General features: G+C 69.6%; 19 protein-coding genes. 11 read left to right on the forward strand and 8 right to left on the reverse strand.

Annotated elements, in window-relative coordinates; genetic code table 11:
- Positions 1-62: 62 nt before the first annotated feature.
- Together AB0L53_RS57680 and AB0L53_RS57685 are read right to left on the reverse strand one after the other, a co-directional pair.
- Positions 63-500, reverse strand: coding sequence for a class I SAM-dependent methyltransferase (locus AB0L53_RS57680; protein ID WP_364015224.1), 438 nt, complete (start codon positions 498-500; stop codon positions 63-65).
- Positions 501-572: 72 nt separating this feature from the next.
- Positions 573-1466: a helix-turn-helix transcriptional regulator gene (locus tag AB0L53_RS57685; RefSeq protein ID WP_364015112.1), complete on the reverse strand. Its 894-nt coding sequence runs from the start codon at positions 1464-1466 to the stop codon at positions 573-575.
- 238 nt (positions 1467-1704) lie between these two features.
- On the opposite strand from AB0L53_RS57685, the gene AB0L53_RS57690 reads away from it, so the two are divergent.
- From AB0L53_RS57690 to AB0L53_RS57705, 4 genes are all read left to right on the forward strand, one after another.
- Positions 1705-2682, forward strand: coding sequence for an aldo/keto reductase (locus AB0L53_RS57690; protein ID WP_364015115.1), 978 nt, complete (start codon positions 1705-1707; stop codon positions 2680-2682).
- A gap of 55 nt (positions 2683-2737) precedes the next feature.
- A complete protein-coding gene (locus AB0L53_RS57695) occupies positions 2738-3772 on the forward strand; it encodes an alcohol dehydrogenase catalytic domain-containing protein (protein ID WP_364015118.1) in 1035 nt (344 codons plus the stop codon).
- A gap of 192 nt (positions 3773-3964) precedes the next feature.
- Positions 3965-4222, forward strand: coding sequence for a hypothetical protein (locus tag AB0L53_RS57700; protein ID WP_364015121.1), 258 nt, complete (start codon positions 3965-3967; stop codon positions 4220-4222).
- Between the two features lie 16 nt (positions 4223-4238).
- Entirely contained in the window at positions 4239-4949 is a 711-nt protein-coding gene (locus AB0L53_RS57705) for a hypothetical protein (protein ID WP_364015124.1), read from the forward strand.
- 296 nt (positions 4950-5245) lie between these two features.
- Here the strand turns inward: AB0L53_RS57705 and AB0L53_RS57710 are convergent, their stop codons facing one another.
- Positions 5246-5725 carry a hypothetical protein gene (locus AB0L53_RS57710; RefSeq protein WP_364015127.1) on the reverse strand — a complete coding sequence of 160 codons (480 nt, stop codon included), beginning with the start codon at positions 5723-5725 and terminating at the stop codon, positions 5246-5248.
- A 189-nt stretch (positions 5726-5914) separates the two neighbouring features.
- On the opposite strand from AB0L53_RS57710, the gene AB0L53_RS57715 reads away from it, so the two are divergent.
- Entirely contained in the window at positions 5915-6949 is a 1035-nt protein-coding gene (locus AB0L53_RS57715; protein WP_364015130.1) for a LysR family transcriptional regulator, read from the forward strand.
- A gap of 73 nt (positions 6950-7022) precedes the next feature.
- Positions 7023-7787, forward strand: coding sequence for an NAD(P)-binding domain-containing protein (locus AB0L53_RS57720; RefSeq protein ID WP_364015133.1), 765 nt, complete (start codon positions 7023-7025; stop codon positions 7785-7787).
- A 298-nt stretch (positions 7788-8085) separates the two neighbouring features.
- On the opposite strand, the gene AB0L53_RS57725 is transcribed toward AB0L53_RS57720, so the two are convergent.
- Positions 8086-9636, reverse strand: coding sequence for an alpha/beta hydrolase (locus tag AB0L53_RS57725; RefSeq protein WP_364015136.1), 1551 nt, complete (start codon positions 9634-9636; stop codon positions 8086-8088).
- A gap of 141 nt (positions 9637-9777) precedes the next feature.
- On the opposite strand from AB0L53_RS57725, the gene AB0L53_RS57730 reads away from it, so the two are divergent.
- A complete protein-coding gene (locus tag AB0L53_RS57730) occupies positions 9778-10269 on the forward strand; it encodes an SDR family NAD(P)-dependent oxidoreductase (protein WP_364015139.1) in 492 nt (163 codons plus the stop codon).
- Between the two features lie 440 nt (positions 10270-10709).
- Positions 10710-10856 (forward strand): hypothetical protein, encoded by a 147-nt coding sequence (locus AB0L53_RS57735; RefSeq protein WP_364015142.1) that lies wholly within the window; start codon positions 10710-10712, stop codon positions 10854-10856.
- Between the two features lie 89 nt (positions 10857-10945).
- Here the strand turns inward: AB0L53_RS57735 and AB0L53_RS57740 are convergent, their stop codons facing one another.
- On the reverse strand, positions 10946-13372 hold the full coding sequence (locus AB0L53_RS57740) for a M28 family peptidase (RefSeq protein ID WP_364015145.1): 2427 nt from the start codon (positions 13370-13372) through the stop codon (positions 10946-10948).
- 316 nt (positions 13373-13688) lie between these two features.
- On the opposite strand from AB0L53_RS57740, the gene AB0L53_RS57745 reads away from it, so the two are divergent.
- Complete coding sequence (locus AB0L53_RS57745) at positions 13689-14441, forward strand: alpha/beta hydrolase (protein ID WP_364015148.1); 753 nt, start codon at positions 13689-13691, stop codon at positions 14439-14441.
- A gap of 110 nt (positions 14442-14551) precedes the next feature.
- On the opposite strand, the gene AB0L53_RS57750 is transcribed toward AB0L53_RS57745, so the two are convergent.
- The 3 genes from AB0L53_RS57750 to AB0L53_RS57760 form a co-directional block, all read right to left on the reverse strand.
- Positions 14552-15457 carry an LLM class flavin-dependent oxidoreductase gene (locus AB0L53_RS57750; protein ID WP_364015151.1) on the reverse strand — a complete coding sequence of 302 codons (906 nt, stop codon included), beginning with the start codon at positions 15455-15457 and terminating at the stop codon, positions 14552-14554.
- A 118-nt stretch (positions 15458-15575) separates the two neighbouring features.
- Entirely contained in the window at positions 15576-15785 is a 210-nt protein-coding gene (locus AB0L53_RS57755; protein WP_364015154.1) for a hypothetical protein, read from the reverse strand.
- A 104-nt stretch (positions 15786-15889) separates the two neighbouring features.
- Positions 15890-17383, reverse strand: a complete 1494-nt coding sequence (locus AB0L53_RS57760) for an MFS transporter (RefSeq protein WP_364015157.1) — start codon at positions 17381-17383, stop codon at positions 15890-15892.
- A gap of 198 nt (positions 17384-17581) precedes the next feature.
- On the opposite strand from AB0L53_RS57760, the gene AB0L53_RS57765 reads away from it, so the two are divergent.
- Positions 17582-17953: a YciI family protein gene (locus AB0L53_RS57765; RefSeq protein ID WP_357955210.1), complete on the forward strand. Its 372-nt coding sequence runs from the start codon at positions 17582-17584 to the stop codon at positions 17951-17953.
- Positions 17950-19164 (forward strand): DUF6596 domain-containing protein, encoded by a 1215-nt coding sequence (locus AB0L53_RS57770; protein ID WP_364015161.1) that lies wholly within the window; start codon positions 17950-17952, stop codon positions 19162-19164. Before AB0L53_RS57765 ends, AB0L53_RS57770 begins: the two co-directional genes overlap by 4 nt.
- The last annotated feature ends 63 nt before the right edge of the window (positions 19165-19227 follow it).

Consider the following 19227-nt stretch of genomic DNA (forward strand, 5'->3'; position numbering starts at 1 on the left):
CCAAGCCGACGCGGACCACGGCTTCGCCAACCGAACGAACGCTCCCTGCGAATACATCATGGTCATCTCACGCAGAACCTGATCGGCCGCAGCTTGCGGGCCTGGAGCGGCGTAGAACCGCAAAGTAGTCGTTCCCCCGCCTGCGTGGCCGAGGTGCTGCGGGCGAGGCCGATGATGGCCAGGACGCCACCGGGACGCAGCAGATCCCGCATCCGGGCCAGCCCGCTGGCGGCGTCCATGTGATGCAGGGTGGCCACCGACGCGACGACATCGAACGAGGCGGGCTCGAACGGGTGGGTGAGGAAGTCGCCGAGGACGTAGTCGACGTCGTCCGATTGCTCACGGGCCTGGTCGATGCTGGGCGCGTCGAGATCGATACCGATGACCTGCGGCACGGCCTGCCGCAGGTCACGGGCGAGCATGCCTTCGCCGCAGCCGACGTCGAGAGCCCGCCGGGCGCCATCGGGGACGGCGTGGAGGATGCGGGGGTGGTAATGAATGTTGTGGTTCCATCACCTGCGGCCCTTATCTGGCATTTGATCATTTTGCCAGAATGACGCACGCCTGATGGGTCAGCGTTGGTGCTCTTCGGCCGTCTGCGCGGCGTGGTGGGGGGTGGCCAGGTCCAGCAGGACCATGGCGTCGTAGTCGGGGGTGCCGGGCTCGGCGACGTACACGGCCAGGCGCTGGCCGGGAGTGCCTTCCAGGTGCATGCTCTGGACGTCGAGGGTGATCGTCCCCACGTGGGGGTGGCGGAAGGTCTTGCGGGCGTTCTTACGGCCGGTGACCTCGTAGCGTTCCCAGAGTTTGGCGAAGTCGGGGCTCTTGAGCAGGAGTTCGCCGACGAGGTTGGTGAGGTCGGGGGCGTCGGGATCGGTGCCGGCCTGGGCGCGCAGCCGGGCGACGCAGCCGCGGATCTGGTTCTCCCAGTCGGAGAACAGCTCGCGGGCTGTGGGGTGGAGGAACAGGTAGCGGGCGAGGTTGCGTTGCTTGGCCGGCCAGTCGTCCATCCCGGAGTACAGGGCGAGCCCGCCGGGGTTGCAGGCGAGCAGGTCCATGCTGCGGCTGACGATGTAGGCCGGGTTCGGGCGCATGGTCTGCAGCAGGAGCTTCAGATGCGGGCGGACGGTACGGCTGGGCGGGGGCGGCGGTTCGGGCGCGTAGCGGGCGGCTCGGGCGGCGAGGCTGCGCAGGTGCTCGTGTTCGTCCTCGTCCAGGCGCAGGGCGCGGCCGAGGGCGTCGATGACGGCGGGGCTGGGCCGGGTCTCCTTGCCGCGCTCCAGCCGGGTGTAGTAGTCGATGCTGACGCCGGCCAGGGTGGCGAGTTCCTCCCGGCGCAGACCCGGGGTACGGCGCAGGCCGGGGCCGGCGGTCAGGCCGACCTCGGCAGGGGTGATCTGGGTGCGACGGGCGCGCAGAAAGCGTCCCAGCTCGCTGCCGCCGGCGTCGTTGTGCTGCTCAGCCATGCTTTCAGTGTTACAGCCGCCGGTCGCGAACCGCGCGGCCGAGGGGGGCCCTGTCACACCCCTGAACGCGACTCCCCGGCACAGCACGGTCTGCCACCGGGCGAATGCGCAGAGCACGATGGATGTTGGTGACGATGTCGCGCCACCCGCGATCGGACGCGGCATGACGCCTCGTGAGGGGCCCTTGCATCCCTTCGATACACGCCATCAACGTATCGATCTATCGGAGATAGCAACGATGAAGCACATCAAACTGCATGACCTGGACGTTTCCCGCATCGGGCTGGGCGCGATGGGCATGTCCCATGGCTACACCGGCTCCGGCACCGACGAGGCCGAATCCATCCGTACCATCCACCGGGCGCTGGAACTGGGCGTCACCCTGATCGACACGGCCGAGATCTATGGGCCGTACACCAACGAAGAACTCCTCGGCCGGGCCCTCAAGGGCCGTCGCGAGGAAGTGGTGCTGGCGACGAAGTTCGGCCTGATCGCGCACGCCGGCGCGGGCCCGTGGAACCTCGACAGCAGCCCGGCCAACATCCGCACCTCGGTCGAGGGATCGCTGAAGCGGCTGGGCACCGACTACATCGACCTGTACTACCAGCACCGGGTCGACCCGAACACGCCGATCGAGGAGACCGTGGGCGCGCTGGCCGAGCTGGTGGGGCAGGGCAAGATCCGCCACATCGGCCTGTCGGAGGCCGGGCCGGACACCATCCGCCGCGCGCACGCCGTGCACCCGGTCACCGCCGTGCAGTCGGAGTACTCCCTGTTCACCCGGGGCCTGGAGGAGCGGGTGCTGCCGCTGCTGCGCGAGCTGCGCATCGGCTTGGTGCCCTTCTCGCCGCTGGGGCGCGGCTTTCTGACCGGGAAGATCCGTTCCACCGACGGCTTCGCCGAAGGCGACTTCCGGCACGGCAACCCGCGCTTCACCGGTGAGAACTTCCAGCACAACCTCCGCCTGGTCGACGAGGTCCAAGCCATCGCCGCCGAGGCCGGCGCCACCCCGGCGCAGGTCGCGCTGGCCTGGCTGCTGGCCCAGGGCGACGACATCGCTCCCATCCCCGGCACCAAGCGTGTGAGCCGGGTCGAGGAGAACACCGCCGCCGACGGCATCCAGTTGTCGGATGAGCAGCTCACGGCGCTCAGCAGCCTGCCCCCGGCTGCCGGCGACACCCACACCGAGGCCGGCCTGCGGATGCTGGAGCGCTGACCCGCTCACCTTCAGCTGTGTCCACCACCCTTCCCGAAATCCAAAGGAGCACGTCATGCGTGCAGCCGTCATGTACGGTGCCGGCGACGTCCGCGTCGAGAACCGGCCCGACCCGAAGATCCAGCAGCCCACCGACGCGATCGTCCGCGTAGTGCTGTCCTGCGTGTGCGGCAGCGACCTGTGGCCATACAAGTCCATGCCCGCCACCGGCACCGGACGCCCGATGGGGCACGAGTTCCTCGGCGTGATCGAGGACACCGGCTCCCAGGTGCGCACCCTGAAGACGGGCGACCTGGTCGTCGCGCCGTTCACCTACTGCGACAACACCTGCGATTTCTGCCGCAAGGGCCTGCAGCCCTCCTGCCGCCACGGCGGCCGCTACGGCCTGGACGGCGTGGACGGCGGCCAGGGCGAGGCAGTGCGGGTCCCCCAGGCCGACGGCACCCTGGTCAAGCTCCCCGTGGAAGAGAGCAGCCCGCTGCTGCCGTCCCTGCTGACGCTCTCGGACGTGCTGGGCACCGGCCACCACGGCGCCGTCACCGCCGGCGTCCGGCGCGGCGACCGCGTCCTGGTCATCGGCGACGGCGCGGTCGGCCTGTCCGCCGTGCTCGCCGCCAAGCGCCTGGGCGCCGAACAGATCATCCTCATGGGCAGGCACACCGACCGCACCGACCTGGGCCGCGACTTCGGCGCCACCGACGTCGTGGCCGAACGTGGCGACGAAGGCGCGACCCGGGTGCGCGAGCTGACCGGCGGCGACGGCGTCGATCGCGTCGTGGAGGCCGTCGGCGCCCTGCAGGCGCTGCGGACCGCCTTCGCCACTGTTATCGACGGCGGCACGATCAGCCGCTTGGGGGTTCCGCAGTACGAGGACGGCCCCATCGGCCCTGCCATGATCATGCGGAACATCACCCTGACCGGCGGCGTCTCACCGGCCCGCGCCTACATCGAGGAACTCATGCCCGACATCCTGAATGGCGTCATCGACCCGGGCCGCGTCTTCGACCGCACCGTCGGCTTGGAGGAGATCCCCGACGCCTACCGCGCCATGGCCGACCGCGAAGCCCTCAAGGCGCTCATCCGCCCCTGATCTCTCGTCGCTCTGTTCGAAGAGCGGCAGGGGCGGAGTCGTCATCGGCACACTGCTGCGCTCGGTGTGAAGCCGAGTAGTCTCCAAGCTCGATGTCCGTATCGTGAGCCTCGGGCGCGTTCGGCGGTCCGTTTCACTTGTGGAGGGGCAGCGATGTTGCGTGCGGTGTTCGTACGAACCTTGAAGGCTGGTGTGACGTATGAGCAGTTCAAGGAAGCTTGGGTTCCGGAGGATACGGACGGCTATCCCGCGAAGGTCAGCGTCTCGCGCAATGTCGCCGACGACCGGCAGGTGATCACAGTCCTTGAGCTGGACATGTCCCTGGCCGAGTTCGAGGACAAGCGGGCGGCGCTGACCCGTCCGGACGCCCTGGAGCGGCTCGCCGAGATCGTGGAGACGACCGAGTTGGCGGGCCTGTATGAGGGTGTACTCGATGAGAAGGATCTGTGACGATCGCGGGTGAGTGATGTCGTTCAAGGCTGAGCAGATCGCGCGGCTTGCCGAGTCCGGGTGGTCGTGCTGCGAATCCGTGGCCGAAGCGGTGGCGCGGGCCGGGCTACCGGCGGTGACGCCTGACTACCTGGCGGCCGCGTTCTCCGACGATCTGTGGGAGGTCGCCGGGCGCGCGGTGCTCGCGCTTCGGAACCACTTCGCCTCGGCTCGCTTCGCGGAGGAGGCGACGTACGGGATTCTGCTGGTACCCGACCCTGGTCGGTTGGACACCCGGGGCCCGATGACCGCGGCCATGCGAGCGGATCAGCTCGGCACGCCCACCGAGGACGTGTTCGACGCGCGGCTGCCCGCAGGTGTCCTCGGCGTCCGGCCCGGCAGGCCGTGGACCATGGTCGCCACGGTCACCGGGGTCTATGGGCCGTCTCTGGGCAGTCACCACCAAGTCGTGGACGGGCCGGCGGCGTCGTTCACGGTGGCGGGAACGGACACCAGGGAGCTGATGATCCGTCAGCTCTGGGGCGCCCGAGTCCTGCAAAGCGGGCGTGACCTGCCCGACTGCGAATCGAACGCGAGGTGGACGTTCACGCTGTTTCCCGGCGAGGGCCTCACCGAAGGCCAAGCCGAATCCGGCACCGTGCTCAAGGGCAAGGTGCGTTTCCGGCTGGGCAAGCCCGACCGCGGCATCGGATCGGCGCGCGTGGCTCCCGCCATCGCCGTCACTTAGGGCGCCAGCGGCCTAGGGTGACGCACAACCCCATAAGCATCAAACTAGATATATGGGACGTGAGTCGCGGAGTCGCCATGACGCGGTGCCCGACGTCGAGAGTGCGGGCCCGGATGCGGGCCGTTCGCCGCCGAAACCGGTCAGCGCTTCTTGCGCTCCCTGGAACCGCCGCTGCAACGCGCGATCGACGCCGGAGTGGCGCGCCCGGAACTGGAGGTCCGCGATGTGGTGGCGGTCATCGTGATGACCATGGCCACGGTGCATCCCACCGATCGGGCGGGCGCCTATCGCCGGCGCTACTTCGCCCTGCTCACCGAGGCATTGCACCCCTCTTCGAGCACCCTTCCCCCGCTCCCGTCGTACGAGCTGCCTGGATCTTCCGCCCGCGAGCCGTAGACGCGTGCGCCGTTGAGGAAGATCGTCACAGCGGCTTCGGTGGCTTCCTCGGGCGTGGTGACCTCGCCGACGGTCAGCCAGAGGGCACGTTCCACGATCGCGGAGAACATGGCGAACACCACGTCTTCGCGCAGGTCGGCGGCGAGCACTTTGTCGCGGATGCCGCGGGCGATGACCTCGCGGATGGGCCTGCTCGCACGCTCGACGGCGGCGGGGTCGCAGAAGTCGTCCGCCTGACGGATCACGGCCGCGTACTTGGCGCCGTTGCGCAGGAACACGGCGATGATCCTGGTGATCGCCCGGTCGGCCGGAAGCTCGTCGAGGTTCGCGGCCTCGAACGCCTCCGCGAGCTCGGCCATCCCGGCATCCGTTTTCACCACCCGGCCATGCTGACGGCCCATGAGACACCTACGTCCCGCCGTACGCGATGGCGTTGGGGCCGAACAGGGCCTTGATGTCGCCGTAGAACGCCGGCCCTGGGGTGACCTGGAAGGGTTCCAGGTTCAAGAGCATCCCTGTCGCGCCATGGCGCCGGTCTGTCCCGGTTCGCCGAACAGGGAGTCCTGACCGTGCGCCTCGTTGCGCTTGACGTCGACGACCGCGTCGACGGCCTGCTCGTGGACCGCCACCAGGGCCTTGCGGTGATGCCCCATGCCGTCGAACGCGCCCGCCGTGGCCAGCGACTCGATGACCCGCTTATTGCGTCGCCGTCACCGAGGACCGCCTTCAGCGAGGCCGCGGCCCGTCTGGGCATCACCCAGCAGGCCATCTCCAAGGGGATCGCGAAGCTGGAGTCCGATCTCGGCCTGCGGCTGTTCTTCCGTTCGCGCAACGGGGCCGACCTCACCGAGGACGGCCAGGCGTTCCTGCCCCACGCGCGCGCCCTGATCGGCATCGCCGACCAGGCGCGGGAGGGGCTGCGCCGACGGCGGCGCGCGCTGCGGGTCGATGTCCTCGACACCCGGGTCGCCTCCATCGACCTGATCCGCGCCTTCCACGACGCGACCGCCGAGGCGGACATCGAGATCATCACCTCGAACGGGTACAGAAGCGCCCGCGCCGCCCTCACCCGAGGCTCCGTCGACGCCGCCTACTGCCGCGTCAGCGGCACGCTGGAGGAGGAGCTCCGAGCCGTCCCCGCCTTCTGCGAGCCCCTCCACCTCCTGGTCAACCGCGACCACCCGCTCGCCGATCAGCCGTCCGTACGGATGGCGCAGCTCTCAGGGACCAGCGTGTGGATGCCCGGCAACGCCCCCGGCAGCGAATGGGCCGAGTTCTACGACTCCCTCGGCGCCGACTTCGCCATCACGATGGACGTCTCCGGGCCCGACTTCGGCTGGGAGCACTTCGTGGAACAGGTCGGCGTCGCCGGGCGGGTGAGCATCGTCGGCGAACGCACCCGCCTGCCCTGGCGTCCGGACATCGTACGGATCCCGCTGGTCGATCCCGTGCCCGCGTACCCGTTCCTGCTGCTCCACCACCACCAGAACCGTCACCCGCTGCTGACCGCGCTGATCGACTTCGTCACCCGCGACTACCAGCCCTTCGACCCGGACCACCAATGGCTCCCCGAACCCGACCGCGCCTCATTCCCTGCTGGGTAACCCCGCCTTCCGGGTAGTCGCGCGGCCGGAGCACCATGGGTCACGACCATCACGCACGACAAGGGCGGACACTGTGCAGCGCATCGGCATCATCGGAGTGGGCGAGATCGGGCGGGCCATCGTGATGGGCCTGTGTGGCGGGGGCGGTGAATCGCCGGAGGTCTTTCTCTCCCCGCGCGGCGCTCGCACCGCCGCGGAGCTGGCCGAGCGCTACGAGGGCGTGCGGGTGTGCGCGGACAACCAGGAGGTGGTGGATCGCGCCGAGGTGGTGGTCATCGCCGTCCGGCGCCCGGACCGGCACGAAGCGCTGGCCGGGTTGCGGGTGAGTGCGGGCAAGGTCGTGGTGAACCTGATGGCCGGGGTCGGCAACGACGAGCTGCGCCGGACGCTCGCCACGGACGCGCCGCTGGTGCGGGCCATCCCCCTGCCCACCGTACGAGAGCGTCGCTGCGTCACGGTGACCTACCCGTCGCACCCGGTGGTGGACGCTCTCTTCGAGCACCTGGGCGGGGCGCAACCGGTCGCGGACGAGGCGGCCTTCAACGTCTTCTCCGCGCTGACGGGGACGCTGACCACCCACTACTCCTTCCTCGCCACGCTCGCGTCATGGGCCGTCGAGCACGGCATCGCCGCCGACGACGCGGATCGCTACGTACGCAGCCTCTTCCGGGGCGTCGGCCGTTCCCTGAGCGACGAGACCCGCTCGCTGCAACGGCTCGCGGCCGATCACGAGACCCCGAACGGGAGCAACGAGCGCATCCGCACCACCTGGTTCAACCCCGCCAACTCCGAAGCCCTCGGCAAGGCCCTCGGCGACCTTCTCATCGATCTGAACTAGCCGGTGAGTGCTGGGCCTCGTACGCGGTTCTGCCGGCCTCGATGTCGGCGATGTGCTCCATGGCCCAGCCGGCCAGGGCCAGCGCGGGCGGGATGAGGCTGAGCCCAGTGGGGGGTCCCGGTAGCACTGACGAAATTTCGGTCGGATATAGCCGTGACCTGTGGTGATTCCGCAGCGTGGGGCCTCAAATCGAACGCCCCCAAACGAGCCGCCGACGCGAAGTCGATCAAGCACTCGTGCACGTGTCCGCGACACGTGCACGAGTGGGTGCTGATCAGGAGCTCCAGGGGGGTGGCCGTCAGAAGCGAAACCCCCAGCCGGGCGTGCCGGGCTGCGGAGCGACGGGCTCGCTGAGCGTGCTCACCTCAGCGGGCGGGACCGCCGGGCAACGGGCTCCCTTCGCCGGGAGTGTCTGCGTGAGCAGGTAGGACTCGATGATCTGGTTGCCGCACGCTCCACGCCCCAGGACGATGTGCCCCCAGCCCTCGTACGTGAGCAACCGCCCGGAACGCCCCAGTTGGCGGGTCGCGCCGAGTGCCCACGGGTAGACGGTGGCGGGGTCGTGCAGGGAGTTGGCGACCAGCAGCGGCGTGTCCGTGCGGACGTTCAGGCGATGCTGCGGGTTGGGGATCGGGCCTGGCGTCCCGAGGCAGGCGACGCTCGTCGCGAGCGCGATCGGGCTGTACCGCATTTCGGGCGCGATCTTGGCCATACGGCGCAGGTGCCCGGCGAACTCTCGGTAGTCCCGGATCGGCAGCCGGTAGTCCAGACAGAAGATCTGCAACGGGTTCGGGCTGACCTCCTCCGCGCTGGCCTTCGGGGCGCCGGTGAGCGACATCCGCAACGTGTTGTCACCCGTCACCTGGCCAGTGTCAAGATCGGCGAGCAGTTGGGAGAGCGCCAGCCAGTTGAAGGGATCGTAGAAGGCGCCCAGCGCCTCGTTGGCGATCATGAACGCGGTCACCGGGACGTCGGGCTCCCCCGGTACGTGCAGTTCACCGCGATCGGCCCGCTCCAGCAGCCCCCGCCAGAACGCCTTGACGTCCTGGCCGTGCTGGAGACAGCGGCTGTCCCGGTCGCACCAGGCCGCGAACTCGTTGAAGGCGTCCTGCGCGCCCCACGTCTCTGTGTCCATGAACGCCTGCGTGCCCAGGCTGTGGTCCATGGTGCTGTCGAGGACGAAGGCGCGGACCCGCTTCGGGTAGCGCTCGGCGTACAACTGGCCGAGGAGGGTGCCGTACGAACCGCCCCAGAACGACAGTTGCCGCTCACCGAGCGCGGCGCGGAAGGCGTCGAGGTCGGCCGCCGTGCTGAGCGAGTCGACGTGGTCGAACAGCGGGCCGGTACGCGCCCGGCAGTCGTCGCGCAGGCGCTTGTTGTAGGCGACCATCCGGTCGAAGTCGGCCGGGCTCTTCATGAGCGGCTCCGGCGCCTGCGTCAGCAGGTCCGTGGAACAGAGGATGGGGTGGCTCCGGTTCGTGCCGCGCGGGTCGAGGCCGACGATGTCGAAGCGCCGCAGGACCTCGGGGCTGAAGCGGCGCGGGCTCGTGAGGACCAGGTTCACTCCCGAACCACCTGGGCCACCGGCCCCCAGCGTGAGCACACCGATCCTGGCCGCCGGGTCGGTGGCCTTGCGGCGGGCGACCCCGACCTGGAAGGTGCCGCCTTCCGGATGCTTCCAGTCGACAGGAACGGTGATCGTCCCGCAGTCCATCTCAGGAACCTCCGGACACGGCGTCCAGGAGATCGCGGCAGGGGCCGGTTCGGTCCGCTCGGCGGTGGCCGTGGCCGGCGTGATCAAGAGGAGCGGGATTGTGAGCCCCGATAACAGGGCGACGAATCTTCGCATGTCCCGATCTTTGACCGCATCCGGTCAGAAGGGAATCGAGCGAAGGTATGGACGTGACCTCATCCGCAGGTATGACGGCCGGGCGGATGCGAGGTGCCTCACACGGCGTCACAGCCGAGCGGAACGTGTCGTCCATGGGGCATGACGAACTCGCGACAGACCTCGGTGCTGATCACCGGAGGCAACAAGGGACTCGGCTTCGAGGCGGCCCGCCGACTCGCCGAACTGGGCTGGACGATCTTCCTCGGCTCGCGCGACGAAGGCCACGGACAGGCCGCCGCCGGCAAACTGGCCGACGGCGGCTCGAACGTGGTCATGGTCCCGCTGGACGTGACCTCGGACGAGTCGGTGAGCCAGGCCGTACGGCTGGTTCCCGAGCACACCGACCGGCACGGCCATCCGCGGGTGGTGATGGTGTCCAGCGCCGTCGGCGCCTTCTCGGTCGTGACCGATCCGGAGCAGCCCTCCTCGAAGTTCCACGAGCTCGCCTACAGCTCGTCGAAGGCCGCCCTGAACATGATCACCGTCCGGTACGCCCAGGCGCTCCCGGAGATCAAGTTCAACCTCGCCACCCCCCGGAGAGGTCGTCAACCACACCTTCGCCGCGACCGAATGAACCACAACACTGCTTAACGTCGCAGCTGTGGAAGGCGGCGACGCTTACCCAGACCTGGGGAAAGCAGGGTGAACGCCGCGATCGAATTCGCCGGCAAGGATGAGGCGGTCACCATCTTGGTGAGATCACCCGCGAGCGGAGCGCGGGCGCTCTGGCGCGATTCGTCCTGAACGCCGTGTACGGGTGCTGGGCACCTGTCCACTCCCTAAGGTCCCGACGAGGCCGTCCGCCATCGTCCTATTCTTCGTTACCGGCACAGCTCGTAACATCATCGGCGTCGACGACGTCATCGACGGAGGCCAAAGCGAGACGACCTGAGTCACCCATCACGACAACCCGGCCCCCGAGGTACGGATACCACGGGTAGCCCCTGATCATCGACACCGGCTGGCGGTCGGCATTGAGTGACCTGGCCCGAGAATTTCGGGAAGATCACAAAGCACTTGGAGGTGCAGCGATGGACACACCCGCGTATTTGAATGCCGTTGTCGAGCAGACGAGCACATTCGCCGATTGGGTACACGGCAAGGATGCGGCGGCCCCGGTGCCGACATGTCCGATCGACCACTGGATCGAACACATGGACTGGGTCAACAACGGCTGACCCGGCTCTCTCTGGGAGGGCGTTGCGCACACGACAAGATGGTTCTGCTCGACATGGACGGTTCCGAACACGCGACGTCCGACCCGTGATCATCGCGCGCCCGTGCCCGGCCCGGACGGCAGGCGCTCGGGGATCAAGGAGTAGCTGCGGGTGACCGCGATGAGGTCGCCGTCCTCCCTGGTGGCCGCGACCAGGTGAGGAGGTCTGGGGGCGAAGCCCGGCACCCCGGCCATGTCGGTCTCGCCGATGACGGTGAGGCGAATCCGGTCCGCTTCCGGTACGCGCAGGGTGATCTGGACTCCCTGGGCGGGGATGCCACGGAAGCGGATCTCTGAGGGCCAGGTTCCGGCTCGCGTACCGGTCACGGGCACGCTCGCCGACCCGAACCGGCCGGCCGACGCGGTGGCGTGGCTGATCGGCTGGTCGAGCCTCAGCGTCAGCGAGCGCGCGCCCTTCCCCGCTGTCACGTGCAGTTTGAGCGTGCCCTCGCGGTGGGCCAGGACGGTGGCTCGCGGGCCGTCGGCGGGGATCGCGGGTGCGGGACCGGTCCACAGCGTGCCTCGTGCGTACCCGGCGGGCAGCGTGGTGGTGTCGTGGCCGGTCACGTACTGCCTGGTCCACTGTGGCGGGTCCGTGTCGGCGCTGACCCAGTGGGCGGTGCGGGCGTCGGCGTCCATGACGTAGGCCAGGTGCGTGCGCTGCGGCTGACTGGCGTCGAAGTCGTCCACCACGAGCCCGGTGGCGATCAGTCCCGTCGTCAGGAGAAGGGCCACCAGAGACACGGGGAGGAGGACAGCGCGTTTCGGCCGGATGGCGAGCTCGGGCAGGAGCCGCGCGGCGGGGTCCGGCGGAAGCTGGGTGTCGGGATCCGGCAGGCGGCGGGTGGCGGGATCCGGCAGGAACAGTTCCGCGATCGGCACCACAGTCAGCCCGAACAGTGCGAGTATCAGCGCGCTCACCCCGCCGAGTGCCAGCCCCATCCCATCGAAGACGTCCCCGGCCAGGGACGGCAGCAGCATCGCGGCCGTGATCGGGCCCAGCATCGCCGCGGTCGCCCGCGCCCAGGCAGGTCCGCGCGACAAGGCGGCGGCCAGGCAGCCGAGCGCGCCCAGCAGCGCCGGCAGGGCGAACAGGAAGGACGCACCGGGAGCGACCTGCGCGCACAGCATGCCCAGCCCGGCGAGCCAGGTCAGCGCCCCGACGGTCAGCGCCGCCGGACCGAGCCTGCGCCGCAGCACCAGATACCAGCCGAGAACCGCCAGCGCGCACAGGACCGCGATCGCCCCTTGGTACGGCCGCGGGCGGTGCAGCAGCCCGCCCATCAGGTCGTAGGCGGGCCGCCAGGCCACCAGCAGTTCCCACAATCCCTGGGCCAGAGCGACCGACAGCACCAGGGGCACCACGGCCGAGACCGCGGCCGCGATCAGCCGGGGCAGGCTCAGCAGTCGCCTGATGCGGGTCAGCACCGCCAGGCCCACCACCGCGAGGAGGGCCAGCACCGCCAGCGGCCAGACGAGCCGGTCCGGGTAGGTGATCATGGTGCCGAGGGCGCGGAAGTAGGTGACGTCCTGATCGGAGGTCAGCGTCCGCAGGTCCGCCTCGCTGAGGGCGCGCGTCAGCGCCAGCATGTTGGTGCCGTGATGTTGCAGGCTGCCCCGGTTGAGGTTGGCGATGGAGTCGCCCGCGGTGTGATAGAGCGAGGAACGCTGGATATAGGCGAAGTTCATGCCGGTGAAGCCGGCCTTGGTCAGCGGGGTGAAGTCGGTGTTGTTGGGCAGCAGCCGATAGACCTCCACCATGGCGGAGTGACCGCGCGGCGCGGGGACGGCGTCGACGAAGGTCTCGACCAGGCGGGAGTTGCCGGCGGTGGTCTCGAACATCAACGAGGGGCCGCTGACTCCGCGGGCCTCCCAGTTCAGCAGCACGCCGCCGGCTTTGCCCAGGGGGTGGTCGCGGACGAAGGCCTCGGCGCCGAGCACGCCGTCCTCCTCGCCGTCCGACATGAGCAGCACGATGTCGTTACGCATGCCGGGACCGGTGCGCAGCGCCCGGACGGTCTCGATCATCGCGGCCACCGCGGCGCCGTCGTCGGAGGCGCCCGGTCCCATGGCCGCGGAGTCGTAGTGCGCGGCGATGAGCACGGTGCCGGTCGAGCCAGTTCCCGGCAGCCGGCCCACGATGTTGTCGACCTGGCCGAACGCCGCCAGCCCAGCGGAAGACCAGGCACCGACCGAACGCTGGATCTCGACCTGAAGCCCTGCCGCGCGCAACTGCCCGGCCAGGTAGTCCCTGGCCCGGCCGCTCGCCGGGCTGCCGATGGGCCGTGGCTCAGCGGCGAACTCCTTCAGGTGCGCCAGCGCGCGTTCGGCGCTGAACTGCGCGCTCGAGGCGCTGGCCGGCAGGGGTTGCATGGTGCTGTCGGCCATGGCGGACAGCATGATCACCGCCATCAGGGTGAGCAGGGCCGCCAGCCCGGCCGGCAGCCGCCGTGGGACGTCGAACAACTTTCCGATCATGGCCAGGAAGGCTAAGCCGGGCCACACACCCCGCGGAATGAGGCGCTCACCCGTTCACACCTGCGGTTTTCCGCAGCCCTGGTCCAACGGGGGCAGGGGCGCCGAGCGGTGCGTGATCGAGGCTGAACGTCCGACGGATGGCGGATGATCCCGGAGGTCGCAACCATGAAGATGTCTGACATGGATCCCGAACTTGAAGCATTCATCCCGCTGTTCCCCAAGGCCGACCTGACCGACCCGGTCGCCGAACGCAAGAACTTCGCCGCGCTGGCTGCCGCCACCCGACACCGGTGACCTGGAGATCGAGGACCGCACCGTGCCCGCCGATCCGGACGTGCCGGTACGGATCTACCGCCCGCACCACCCGCAGGGCGCCATCGTCTGGCTGCACGGCGGCGGATTCGTCATGGGTGACCTGAACACGGAGCACCCCTGGGCCTCCCGGCTCGCGGACGTCTCCGGTGCGGTGGTGGTCTCGGTGGGTTACCGGCTGGCCCCCGAGCATCGGTTCCCGGCCGCCCTGGACGACGTCTACGCCGCGCTGACCTGGACGGCCAAGAACGCCGCCGAGCTCGGCGGCGACCCGGAACGGATCGCGGTCGGCGGCCACAGCGCCGGTGGCGGACTCGCGACCGCGGTGGCGCTGCGAGCGCGTGACGAGCAAGGGCCGCCGATCCGCTTCCAGCTGCTCAACCAGCCCGGACTTGACGATCGGCAGGAGACCTGGTCGGCGCGGCACTTCACCGACACGCCGTGGATGAATCGCGACAAAGTCACCGCGATATGGCGGCACTACCTGGGCTCCACGCCCGCCACGCCGTACGCCGCCCCGGCGCGGGCCGACGACCTGTCCGGCCTGCCACCCGTCTACATCGCCACCGCGGAATTCTGCCCGAACCGCGACGAAGACATCACGTACGCGCTGCGACTGCTGCGGGCGGGCGTGTCGGCCGAGCTGCACCAGTGGCCCGGCACCTTCCACGGATCACAGGCGATCCTGTCCGCCGAGGTGTCGCAGCGGCAGATCGCCGAACTCGGCGCCGCCCTGCGCCGCGCGCTGGCCGAGTGAAGCGACCCGCTCAGGTAGCCAGCCCAAGGAACGCTGCTCGGTGAAGACGAAGAGCTGCCAGCAGCCCGCGACCGCGCCGGCCCGGCGAGCGGCATGCGGCCGGTGTCGCGCTACTTCGCGATCGCCTCGCGGATGGACGGGACGATCTCCTGGGCCCAGCGGGCCAGGACGGTGAGGTCAGCGGCGCCATGGCCGTCGGAGAAGAGCGTGAAGCCCGACGCGCCGTGCTCCAGCACGGCTCCGGTCAGCTCCTCGACCAACTGGCCGACGGAGCCGCCGAGCCAGCGGCCGTCGCGGTCGCGGGTGGCAGGCAGCGGCCGGTCGGTGATGCGTCCGGGGAAGTTGAAGACCGTACGGATCTCGCTCGGATCGCGGCCGACGGACGCCGCCGCCTCGTCGATGATCGGCCGGGAGGTTCGGTAGCGTTCGCTGAGCCAGTCGGCCGCGTGGCCGGGGATCCAGCCGTCGGCCACCCGGCCGGTGGCGGCCAGGGACTTCGCGCCGACCGAGCCGGTCCACACGGGCGGCGCGGCGACGGGAGCGGGCTCGATCTGGTGCACCCGGTAGTGGTTGCCCTCGTAGGTGACCGGCGGGCCGCCGCCCGACAGCAGCTTGATCAGGACGATCGCCTCCTCGAAGGCGTCCACGGCCGCGCCGGGCGTCAGCCGCGGCACTCCCATGTCGGCGATGCGATCCCACAGCCCGCCCGCGCCCATGCCGAGCACGATCCGGCCGTCCGACAGTGCCGACAGCGACGTCACCGTCCTGGCCAGCATGGCGGGCGGCCGGGTCGGCAGGTTGGTGACGTTGGCGAAGCCGGCGATGTGCTGTGTACGCCCGAGGATGAAGCCGAGCGCGGCATAGGCGTCCAGGCGCCCGCCTATGTAGGGATGGTCGGACAAGGTGAAGATGTCCAGCCCGTCCTGGTCGGCCTGCTGGACCAAGCGCAACAGCTCAGGTATGTCGTCGATGCTGGAATGCGCGCCAAAACCGAAGACGACGTTATGTGCGGACAAGGTGCCGCCTTTCTCTGCGAATGATCGTCAGCGCGCCTCGGTGTGCCGCGCGGCGCGTTGAGTTCGTACTACGAACCATATTGGTTCGCAGTACGAACTGCAACTTTCGCGCAGCGGTTCAGCGCGGGCGATCCGGTTCCACGAAGACGGTGGGCACCTTGTTGTCCGCCACGATCCGGCCGAGCAGCGCGGCGAGCGTGTCGCGTTCGGCCGGGGCGAATCCCGAGGTCAGTTCCTCGGCGCGACGGCAGGTCTCGGCGTAGAACTCGTCGACCAGCTTGGCGCCCCGGGGGGGGTGAGCGCCAAGCGGAATTCGCGTACACGGCATTCACCAGAAAGGTGGACCGTACGAGTGCGGCCACCGTCCCGATCTGGCCGTCGACATCTTTACTCACCGACCCAGGCTAACAAACTTCGTGGGACGAACTACTGCTATGTGCGAGCCGCCTCGTAATCGGGAAGTGCGGCCGGGGTGGTCCGGGTCGCCGGGCGCATGGTCAGGATCAGTACGGCCAGCCCGACGAAGATGACGGCGGCGGTGGCGCCGGTGACGTGCACGCAAGCGGTGAACGCCTCCCGCGCGGCGTGCAGCAGTTCCGCGCCCTGGCCGGCGGACAGGTGCCGGCTGGCGGCGACCGCGCCGGCCAGCGAGTCGGACGTGCCGTCCATCTGGCCGCGGTAGACCACCGCGGCCACCACGCCGAGCAGCGCGAAGCCGAGGGAACCGCCGAAGTAGTTACTGGTCTCCGACATCGACGCCGCCGATCCGGCGCGCTCCGGCGGTACGGCCCCGACGACCAGCCCCGTGCCCAGTGCGAACAGCGGGCCGGTGCCCAGAGCCAGCACGGTGATGCCGATCATGACCAGCGGCAGGGCGCTCGCCCCGCCGACGCCGACCAGCAGCAGGCTGCCCAGCGCCGACACCACCAGCCCGCCGGCGATGGCGGTCGGCTGCTTCATCCGCCGGGCCAGCGCCGGAGCGGCCATGGTGCCGACCGCCGTACCCAGGCCCATGGGCGCGAACAGCAGCGCCGACGCGACCGGCGAGAAGCCCAGCACGCTCTGCAGGTACTGGGTCACCAGCAGGCCCGTACCGGCCATGGCGATGCCGGCGAAGACCAGCGCGATGAGTACGGCCGTGAACGGGCGGTTGCGGAGCAGCCGCAGGTCCAGCAGAGGCGTCTCCAGCCGCAGCTGCCGGCGTACGAACAGCACTCCGATGGCCGCGCCGACGACGAGGGCCACCGCCGGGACGACCGGTACGCTCTCGACCGGCAGCTGCTTGATCCCGTACACCATCAACAGCACCGCCACGAGCGACAGCCCGACGCTGGCCAGGTCCAGCCGGCCGGCCCGGTCGGTGCGGAACTCTGGCAGCAGGACCGGCCCGGCGAGCAGCAGCAACGCCATCGCCGGCACGGCGACCAGGAACACCGAGCCCCACCAGAAGTGCTGAAGCAGGAATCCGGCGAGCACGGGCCCGAGCGCGCCGCCGGTGAACTGGCAGGTCGCCCAGATCGCGATGGCCTGCCCGCGCTGCCGTTGATCGTGGAACATGTTGGTGATCAAAGCGAGTGTGGACGGCATCAGGGTCGCGCCGGCGATGCCCAGCAGCGCACGCGCGACGATCAGCATCAGCGGGCTGACCGAGAAGGCCGCGACGACCGACAGCACCGCGAACGCCGCTCCCCCGATCATCAGCAGCCGGCGGCGGCCGATCCGGTCGCCGAGCGTACCCATCGTGATGACCAGGCCGGCCACCATGAATCCATAGCTGTCACTGATCCACAGCTGCTGGACGTTGGTGGCGCCCAGGCCGGCGCTCAGCTGTGGGAGCGCGAGGAGCAGCGCCGTCATGTCCATGGCGACGAGCAAGGTCGGCAGCACCAGGACGATCAGTCCCAGCCACGCCCGGTGGACTCGCATATCCGAAACTCCCGTTTGTTCGATCGACGTTTCGCCGGGAGGTCGGAGCGGTCGCGAGCTTCTTGACATCGCCGCGGTCGCGCGACAGTGAAAAAGTCGCGGGTAAGTTTTGGCTGGGGGATGTCAAGACGACGGCGGCGGCTCCGACCAACCGGTCGAAGGGCCCCGGCCGGGGCTCGCGACCACGAGGAGTACAAAATGAAGTTCCTGATCAGCATGCACATCAACCCGGCCGTGCTGGACGCGCTGACCGACGCGGAGAAGGCGGCGATCGGCGACGGCCACGGCGCGTTCATCGAGGCGCTGAAGAAGTCCGGCGAGCTGATCACCACCCAGGCGCTGGTCGACCCGTCGCAGGCTGCCGTGGTGTCCGTACGCAACGGCCAGCCGGTCGTGACCGACGGCCCTTTCCTGGAGGCGAAGGAGTATCTGGGCGGTTTCTACCTGATCGACTGCGAGAACAAGGAGCGGGCGATCGAGCTGGCGACGCAGATCCCGGACACCGCGATCGAGGGTCTGGGGGTAGAGGTGCGGCAGGTGATGTTCGCTGACGGACAATTGGAGGCATGACGACATCGGCCATCGAGGACCTGCTGCGTGAACTCACGCCGCAGGTCCTCGGCATGTTGGTACGGCGGAACGGGCAGTTCGAGGCGTGCGAGGACGCCCTGCAGGAGGCCGTCCTCGCCGCCACCGTGCAGTGGCCGGCCGAAGGGCTGCCGGACAACCCGCGCGGCTGGCTGATGACCGTCGCGTCCCGGCGGCTCATCGACCAGATGCGCAGTGACCACGCGCGCCGCGAACGGGAGTCGGCGACGGCCACCGAGGTGGTGCCCGAGGACGTGCCGGACACCGACGACACGCTCGTCCTGCTGTTCCTGTGCTGCCACCCGACGCTGACCGCGGCCTCCCAGACAGCCCTGACGCTGCGTGCGGTCGGCGGCCTGACGACCGCAGAGATCGCCCGCGCGTTCCTGGTCCCGGAGGCCACGATGGCGGCCAGGATCAGCCGGGCCAAACAGCGCATCAAAGCGGCCGGCAGCTCGTTCAGCCTGCCGGAAGGCGCGGAGCGCGAGGAGCGGCTGCGGGTCGTCCTGCACGTGCTCTACCTGATCTTCAACGAGGGTTACACCGCCTCTTCGGGCAGCGAGTTGCACCGCACCGACCTCGCGCACGAGGCGATCCGGCTGGCCAGGATGGTGCACGCGCAGCTGCCCGAGGACGACGAGGTGACCGGGCTGCTCGCGCTGATGCTGCTGACCGACGCCCGCCGTGAGGCGCGTACGACGGCGACCGGCGACCTGGTGCCGCTGGATGAGCAGGACCGTACGAAGTGGGACCGCGCGTTGATCGACGAGGGCACCGAACTGGTCAAGGCGTCACTGGCCGGCCCGGCGCTGGGGCCTTACCAGTTGCAGGCCGCCATCGCCGCCACCCACGACGACGCGGACACGGCCGCGGCGACCGACTGGGCACAAGTCCACGCGCTGTACCTGGTCTTGGAACGGATCGCGCCCAACCCGATGGTCACCCTCAACCGGGCCATCGCGCTCGCCGAGACCGAGGGCCCGCAGGCCGGGCTGGCCCTACTGGCCACATTGGACAGTGATGAGCGGATGGCCGGGCATCACCGGTTGCTGTCTGTACGGGCGCATCTGCTGGAGAAGGCGGGAGACGCGGCGGGGGCGTACGAGCACTTCCGGCTCGCCGCGAAGTCCACGGCCAGTATCGCTGAGCAGCGCTACCTGGAGTCCCGGGCCGGCCGGGTGCGAACGTCCTAGGCGGCTGTCTTCTGGTCGCATGTCACAGATGGGCGGGCTGTCTCGTCTCGGGTTCCGAAGACA

This window comes from Nonomuraea sp. NPDC052129 (assembly GCF_040680095.1).
In the GTDB taxonomy this organism is placed as follows: Bacteria; Actinomycetota; Actinomycetes; order Streptosporangiales; family Streptosporangiaceae; genus Nonomuraea.

Bases quoted from the DNA above. Each gene is read 5' to 3' on its own strand.
- AB0L53_RS57755 (WP_364015154.1), bottom strand. From the start codon at position 15,785: ATGCCGTGTACGCGAATTCCGCTTGGCGCTCACCCCCCCCGGGGCGCC.
- AB0L53_RS57760 (WP_364015157.1), bottom strand. From the start codon at position 17,383: ATGCGAGTCCACCGGGCGTGGCTGGGACTGATCGTCCTGGTGCTGCCG.
- AB0L53_RS57770 (WP_364015161.1), top strand. From the start codon at position 17,950: ATGACGACATCGGCCATCGAGGACCTGCTGCGTGAACTCACGCCGCAG.
- AB0L53_RS57735 (WP_364015142.1), top strand. From the start codon at position 10,710: ATGGACACACCCGCGTATTTGAATGCCGTTGTCGAGCAGACGAGCACA.
- AB0L53_RS57690 (WP_364015115.1), top strand. From the start codon at position 1,705: ATGAAGCACATCAAACTGCATGACCTGGACGTTTCCCGCATCGGGCTG.
- AB0L53_RS57730 (WP_364015139.1), top strand. From the start codon at position 9,778: ATGACGAACTCGCGACAGACCTCGGTGCTGATCACCGGAGGCAACAAG.
- AB0L53_RS57765 (WP_357955210.1), top strand. From the start codon at position 17,582: ATGAAGTTCCTGATCAGCATGCACATCAACCCGGCCGTGCTGGACGCG.
- AB0L53_RS57740 (WP_364015145.1), bottom strand. From the start codon at position 13,372: ATGATCGGAAAGTTGTTCGACGTCCCACGGCGGCTGCCGGCCGGGCTG.
- AB0L53_RS57725 (WP_364015136.1), bottom strand. From the start codon at position 9,636: ATGCGAAGATTCGTCGCCCTGTTATCGGGGCTCACAATCCCGCTCCTC.
- AB0L53_RS57695 (WP_364015118.1), top strand. From the start codon at position 2,738: ATGCGTGCAGCCGTCATGTACGGTGCCGGCGACGTCCGCGTCGAGAAC.
- AB0L53_RS57685 (WP_364015112.1), bottom strand. From the start codon at position 1,466: ATGGCTGAGCAGCACAACGACGCCGGCGGCAGCGAGCTGGGACGCTTT.
- AB0L53_RS57705 (WP_364015124.1), top strand. From the start codon at position 4,239: ATGTCGTTCAAGGCTGAGCAGATCGCGCGGCTTGCCGAGTCCGGGTGG.